7 protein-coding genes are annotated in these 6,990 nt (G+C 44.5%); all 7 read right to left on the bottom strand.

All coding sequences use genetic code 11. The annotated features are described in order from the left end of the window. Positions 1–163: 163 nt before the first annotated feature. The 7 genes from folK to HMPREF2686_RS00990 all read right to left on the bottom strand — a co-directional run bounded on the left by folK (position 164) and on the right by HMPREF2686_RS00990 (position 6,988). A complete protein-coding gene (folK, locus tag HMPREF2686_RS01020) occupies positions 164–973 on the bottom strand; it encodes a 2-amino-4-hydroxy-6-hydroxymethyldihydropteridine diphosphokinase (RefSeq protein WP_049475011.1) in 810 nt (269 codons plus the stop codon). 25 nt (positions 974–998) lie between these two features. Continuing rightward, entirely contained in the window at positions 999–1,553 is a 555-nt protein-coding gene (folE, locus tag HMPREF2686_RS01015) for a GTP cyclohydrolase I FolE (protein WP_003019101.1), read from the bottom strand. An 8-nt stretch (positions 1,554–1,561) separates the two neighbouring features. Then, positions 1,562–2,872 (bottom strand): bifunctional folylpolyglutamate synthase/dihydrofolate synthase, encoded by a 1,311-nt coding sequence (locus HMPREF2686_RS01010; RefSeq protein ID WP_070448904.1) that lies wholly within the window; start codon positions 2,870–2,872, stop codon positions 1,562–1,564. Beyond that, a complete protein-coding gene (gene folP / locus HMPREF2686_RS01005; RefSeq protein WP_070448903.1) occupies positions 2,873–3,823 on the bottom strand; it encodes a dihydropteroate synthase in 951 nt (316 codons plus the stop codon). It lies immediately after the preceding gene. Between the two features lie 162 nt (positions 3,824–3,985). Next, positions 3,986–4,717, bottom strand: coding sequence for a CPBP family intramembrane glutamic endopeptidase (locus HMPREF2686_RS01000; RefSeq protein WP_070448902.1), 732 nt, complete (start codon positions 4,715–4,717; stop codon positions 3,986–3,988). A gap of 72 nt (positions 4,718–4,789) precedes the next feature. Beyond that, positions 4,790–5,983 carry an acetate kinase gene (locus HMPREF2686_RS00995; RefSeq protein WP_023919646.1) on the bottom strand — a complete coding sequence of 398 codons (1,194 nt, stop codon included), beginning with the start codon at positions 5,981–5,983 and terminating at the stop codon, positions 4,790–4,792. Between the two features lie 51 nt (positions 5,984–6,034). Then, entirely contained in the window at positions 6,035–6,988 is a 954-nt protein-coding gene (locus HMPREF2686_RS00990) for a class I SAM-dependent methyltransferase (RefSeq protein ID WP_049505971.1), read from the bottom strand. Between the last annotated feature and the right edge of the window lie 2 nt (positions 6,989–6,990).

Raw genomic sequence — 6,990 nt, 5'->3', positions numbered from 1 at the left:
TTCAGGCACTTTTCTCACGGCGGAAAGTTTCATTAGATGACTGAATAACTATAACGAGTATAATTTTTAAAGAATTGATTAGATTCTATTAAAGATTCGTTTATCTACGCTCTCAACAATCCCTGCTCGAGGGATTGTTTTTTTATAATGCAAAGAAGAGAAACTATTTGACAGCCTCCCATAATTGGCGAATGGGCTTTCTTTGAACAGGGTCCACAAAATGAGGAGCAATTTCATTCAAAGATTCTAGGACAAAGGCACGTTCTGCCACATAAGGATGCGGCAAGATCAAGCTCGGACTGTAACAAATGGTGTCATCCATATAGAGCAGATCTAGATCGATCACACGTGGCCCCCACTTGATCTCACGGACACGCCCCATTTCCTGCTCAATAGCAAGTAAGGTCTCTAGTAAATCCTCTGGGGTCATCCAGGTTTCAACCTCTGCCACCTGATTCAAAAAGGTGTCCTGCTCCACTCCTCCCCAGGGTTCTGTTTCAATCCTTGTGGATGTCTGAAGAAGGCGAATGCCTCGATCCTTGAGTTTTTCTAGCGCCGTCTCTAGTTGCAGTTGTTTATCTCCCATATTGGTGCCAAGCCCAATAAAGGCCCGTTTTTTCTCCCGTTCGATTGTCACCGAACAAGTCTCGAGTGGCAAGGGAACAGGAGCCCAAGGTTTTTTCAACTCCAGACGAACTTTTTCTACGAAGGCATAGCTTTCGAAAATCTTTTGAACCAATTGAAAGGCCACCGTTTCAATCAGATCGATCTTTTCTGCCTGCATCCACTCGGTCAACTGTTCCGCCAAGATCCCATAATGGATTGAAGCTTCCAAATCACCTGTGCGGGCAGCACGAGTCATCTCATAATCTACCCATAGGTCTAGGACAAAGCGTTGTCCTAATTCTTTTTCTGCTGGGAAAACACCGTGATAGGCGTATACCTCTAAGTCCTTGATCCGTAATTGATCCACTCTGTTCACCTCTTATAGCCAGCCATTAGTGGCCCATGAGTTTATAGGCTTCATTTTTTAAGTCTTTATCTGTCGCAAGCAGTCCACGCGCAGCAGTTGTCACTGTAGCGGTCCCAGGTTTACGGACACCACGCATGTTCATACACATATGCTCTGCTTCTACCCAGACAAGTGCTCCTTGTGCTCCAAGATATTCCATCAAGGCATCTGCGATTTCTACCGTCAAACGTTCCTGAATCTGTGGTTTTTTAGCGTAAACTTCGACCGTACGAGCCAGTTTGGAAAGCCCAGCCACACGGCCATTTGGAATGTAGGCAATGTGCACTTTTCCATAAAATGGTAAAAAGTGATGCTCACACATGGAATGGAAGAAGATATCCTTCTCGACCACCATATTGTTATCAATGATTTCAAATGATTTAGACAGGTGCTCTTCTGCTGTCTGCCCTAGTCCTGCAAATATTTCTTGGTACATCTTGGCAATGCGGGTCGGCGTTTCCTGAAGTCCCTCACGGTTCTCATCTTCACCGACTGCCTCGATGATCATTTTCACTGCTTCTTCAATTTTCTTTGTATCCATATCATCTCCTAGTTGGATTTTTCTGTTTTTAATAAATAAGGTCGTACCTGGCTAAGGAAGTAGAGCGACCCTGTTACAATGAGGAGCTCATCGCCTTCAGCTTGCCAGTTTTGTAGAAACTCTTGCCAGTTGACTTCCTCAAGCTGATGGTTTTTCGCAGCAGCTCTTATCTCTTCTTGAGAATAGGCTCTTGGATCTTCAAAGGTCGTGAGGATCAAGCGACTATTTTCTAGTTCCTGCCACTGAATGAGCATCTCTTCTAAGGCTTTGGTCCGGATGCAGGTAAAAAGAATGGTCTTTTTTTGACTTGGAAAAAGTTCCCGAAGACTTGCGATCAAAGGCGCAACGGCGTGGGGGTTATGGGCCCCATCTAGCAAGATCATGGGATTTTGTGAGACCACTTCCATTCGGCCAGGCCAGATGACCTGATGCAAGGCATCATCCACTAACTCTCTTGACAAGAGTTCACGCCCTTCTCTTTCAAAAAGTACATCACAAATACTGATCGCAAGAGCTGCATTTCTGGCCTGGTGATGACCCAAGAGCGCTACTTGATAGGAGGCTGTTTCTCTTTTGGAACTGTGATAAGAAAAGGATTGGCCCGATAGACAAGAGGCCGCTAGCTCAACTTGGTAATCTCTGTCATAGGCTGTTATCGGTACCTGCTTCTGAATCGCAATGCCTTCAATGACTTGGCTGGCTTCTGCTTCTAATTTCCCTAGGACCAGAGGAATTCCTGGCTTAATGATACCAGCCTTTTCACGGGCGATGGAAGCCAGATCTGGCCCAAGAAGGGCGACATGATCCAAGCCAATCGAAGTGATCGCAGTCAGAACAGGCTGACAGACATTGGTACTGTCTAGTCGTCCCCCCATACCGACTTCCATGATCACATAATCCAGCTCCTCGTGATCAAAATAATCATAGGCGATGGCCGTCATCACTTCAAATTCCGTCAAACCTTGAAAGATAGCCCTTGATTGTTCAGCTTGCAGGAGCTGCTGGTAACGATCCAGGTAGGTTTGCAGGTCTTGATCTGAAATGGCTTCGCCATTAATGGTGATTTGGTCATTGTAATGGATCAGATAAGGAGAAGTAAAGACTCCAACGCGTAAACCTGCCTGCCTCAAGAGTTGGGACAAGGTAGCAATGGTAGAGCCTTTGCCATTGGTCCCCGCAACATGAATGACCCGACAGTCTAGGTGAGGATTTCCTCTCAAAGCCAAGAGAGCTTCCATGCGCTCTAAGCCGAAATGTGGATCTTGGGAACGATAGGCTTCTAGCCAACGAAGATCCAACTGATGTTCTTTTGTCTTCATTTACTTGTATTGTTTTAAATTGGTATCTGCTGCCTCTTGGGCTTGGAAAATGGCTTGCCCCAGACTTGCTGCCATCTTGTGAAGGGGAATATCATGCACCCGCACTACTTCGACTCCTTGACTGGCTGCAATACTGGTCAAATGGCTCGAAGCCAGGTCCCGATTCCAAAAACCAGTCTCCGTTGCAGGATCTGTCTCAAATCCAGCTTCCTCAATAATATTGACCACAAAACGTTTGCGGGAGACCCCTAGAAAGATCGGATAGCCCTTTTGGTGAATCGTCTCTAGCTCTTGTAATAAGAGTAAGTTCTCACGCTTGGTCAAACCAAAACCAATCCCAGGATCCAGCATGATACGATCCATCTGGACACCGGCTGCTTTCGCTACCGCAAGCGAGCGATCAAAGAAGGTCCACATCAAGTCTTGAATCGGTTCTTGAGCCATCTGTTGAAGTTCTTGCTCTGAAAAGACTGGCTCAAAACCAAAAGTTGGAAAAATAGTTGAACTTGGATGATGCGGTCTTGCCATCACTGGATTAAACATGAGAACTGCGCCCGCTTCATGCTCCGCGACGACAGCAGCCATCTTAGGATCTCCAAGAAAACCAGTAATATCGTTGACAATATCAGCCCCAGCTTCGAGCGCCGCCGCCGCCACCTGGGACTTCCAGGTATCCACTGAAATCAAGACATCACTTTCTTTCCGAATGGCTTTAATTACTGGAACCACGCGGTCAATCTCTTCTTGGATCTCTACATAATGACTACCTGGTCTGGTTGATTCTCCCCCGATATCGAGGATCTGAGCTCCTTCTTGGATCAGTTTTCTCGCCTGCTGCACGGCTGCATCCACACTCGTATACTTACCGCCATCAGAAAATGAATCCGGAGTGACATTTAAGATCCCACAAAGAAGGGTCCCTTGGCCACTCAGCCATTTATTATCAATCATTTTCGTCCTCCTTCGATTCCCTTCCTACAGCATGCTTGCGAACAAAAGAGGCTAGAACAAGTGTTCTAAACCCCTGAGTCTACTCTCCATACGGATTTCTGATTTTATCTGACCTTCTGTAGGATGGTTCTGCATCAAAACTCATTGGTACCTACCATTTTATCATAATTTATCATGGAAGAAAACTCTCGATACCGGCAATAAACAAAGGAGGAATACAGCAGGATAATAATAAGCTAGCGCATTCAAGGTCATATGGAGGCAAATACTGTACTCGATCCGCTGGTAGCGATAAGCCACCCAAGTTAAGATCAAAGACATACCTCCGTAGGCTACCCATTCCCCCAAGGCGCTCGGTCCATGCAAATAAGTAAAAAAGAGAGCACCGGCTAAGTAACCGATCGGTTCTGCTCCTCGAAAGATCAAACGAGGGATGATGGCCCGACAAAGCAGCTCTTCTAGAATCGGAGCGACAAGGATCACGACCATTCCCATAGCAAGAAAAGGAGCATGAGATTGCAGCTCATTCAGAGCCGCTTGGTTTGCTGTCGTACCACCTGCCTCTTGTTTCAACAAGGGATAGGCGAGCAAGTTATTAGCCATCAACAAGAGAAGAAAAAGAAAATTTCTCCCCAGAGCCGGCCAGGTAATGACCCGAACATCTAAGTTCTCCAGAGGGCTCATCTTGATGACCTTATAAAAAACAAAGAGCACCGCCACTGTTACCAAGAGAGTGAGGATAGTGACCCACCTTGCATCTACTCCTTCTTGAAGGGAATAAACCATGGTGATGAGGGGGAATTGCGAGAGAAAGAATAAGGGCACAAAAAGCAGGAGCCAGAGGGCATTCTTACATAATGGGTGCTCTCGAATAAAAGACTGTATATTTTTCAATGGACAACCTCTTTCTTGTATAAAATAAGAAGACTGGGGCTTTCGCCTCCAGCCTTCTCACTTTATTTCAGTTTACTGATTTTTGAAACGTTCAACGTCACGCGCAATCACCAACTCTTCATCAGTTGGAATCACCAATACCTTCACACGGGAATCATCTGTGGAAATATCTCCGACAACTCCAAAGACGTTCTTTTCAGGGTCGACCTTGCAGCCAAACCAGCTGATTCCATTGATAATAGAAGAGCGAACATTTACTGCATTTTCACCAATTCCTGCTGTAAAGATGATGGCATCTGCACCATTCAAGACTGCTAAGTATTGACCGATGTATTTTTGCAAACGATCGATAAAGATATCGTAAGCCAATTTAGCTTTTTCGTCTCCATTATGCATCGCTGTATGAATATCCCGCATGTCACTAGAAGATCCAGAAACACCCAGAAGACCGGATTCACGATTGAGGATGCGGCTAATATCTTCAGGCTTATTGAAATCCTCTGTATGTTCCATCAAGTATGGAATAATCGCTGGATCGAGATCCCCTGTACGGGTTCCCATCATGACACCACCTAGAGGTGTGAAGCCCATTGAGGTATCCACAGAGATTCCCTTGTCAACCGCTGTAACAGATACACCATTTCCAACGTGGCAGGTGATCAATTTCAATTCTTCTAATGGTTTTCCAAGAAGTTTAGCAGCTTCACCAGCTACATACTGATGACTGGTTCCATGAGCGCCGTACTTACGGACCTTATTTTCTGTGTAATATTTAGTTGGAAGAGGGTAACGATAAGCTTTTTCCGGCATGGTTGTATGGAAAGAAGTATCAAATACCACAACACTGGTAATATTTGGACAAATCTCTCTAAAGGCACGAATTCCAGCTGCATTTGCAGGATTATGAAGAGGTGCTAACAAAGACAATTCTTCTACTTTTCGAAGGACTTCGTCATCTACCAAGGCAGAATCCTTGAAGTATTCTCCACCAGCAACGACGCGGTGGCCCACACCTGTAATCTCATCGTAGGATTTGATAATATCAAAGCGAATCAAATCATCCAACAAAATTTTTACAGCTTGTGTATGGTCCTGGATATCTAATACTTGTTTTTCAGAGCGTCCATCAAATTTAACAGTTGAAATAGAATCTTTCAAACCGATCCGTTCAATCAACCCTTTTGCAAGAACAGTTTCCTCTGGCATTTGGTACAATTGCCATTTCAAACTAGAGCTTCCTGCATTAATAGAAATTGTTTTCGACATATATTCACCTCATTAAGCGTTTTCACTTCCTCTATTATATCAGATCTTTGATCAAATTTCACTATCCTTTAACCAGTTTTGGAAACTTTCCATAAAGTGAACCACCTGGTCGTGATCCTGGAGATCGGTAAACGGATAGACAAAGGGCTGAACAGACTCTTCTTCTTGTTTTCGTAGGACGAAAATCGTCTTAGCATAGGCTGGATTTGAAAAGAGAGATTCTGGCAAGGTCAGCATGGCAAGGATTTGAGCCTTGTCTGTTAGCCAAGCTTTTAAAAGATCACTCTGAGGGCTCGTCAAGAGGTTGTTTGGAGCTAAAAAGATGGCTACTCCTTGAGGTTTCAGGTATTTCAGAGCCTGTTCCATCATGAGGTGATGGGCATAGGTATGGCCTTCGGAGCTCGCTACCTGATAGCGCTGGGCAATTGCATCATCTGGATAGTATCCAATAGGAAGATCACTAACGATCAAGTCACTTTCTTTCAACACTTGCGGACGCACCGCGTCGCCTTGTGCAAAGACAACACTAGACTCCATCACATCTGCGATACTAGCAGATAGGTCAATCAAAAGATCATCTACTTCCAATCCTAAGTAATCAATCGTGAGGCGACTATTGTTGACAATAGTCTCAGCGAGATTTCCGGTTCCACTTCCCACTTCTAGGACATCCAGTTGGTCGCTTTTGGCCAACTGATCGATCAAAAATGTAATGATAAAACCAATCGCATCTGGTGTGAACTGGTGATTCGCTTGTAAAGGTTCTGTCTGAGCAGCTTTCATAAAAAGGAATTGGTAGGCTCTGCGCCATTCTTCCTTACTTAAACCTAGTTCTTTTAATTTTTTGCTATTGTTATTAACAATGTCTAGATCCGTCTTGCCCTCCAAATACATGGCATTTTGTTCAATCAAGGCGTCATAAAAGTTGGTCGACAATTCATTTTGAATACTTTGAGTGTTTTCTAATAGATAGGTATAAGCTTGTTCAATTTTTTCGAAATTCATGA

Origin of the sequence: Streptococcus sp. HMSC057G03 (genome assembly GCF_001808745.1) — a bacterium.
Taxonomy (GTDB): domain Bacteria; phylum Bacillota; class Bacilli; order Lactobacillales; family Streptococcaceae; genus Streptococcus; species Streptococcus parasanguinis_Z.
The sequence above is the reverse complement of the archived record's forward strand: the minus strand, read 5'-3'. Positions and strand labels throughout refer to the sequence as shown.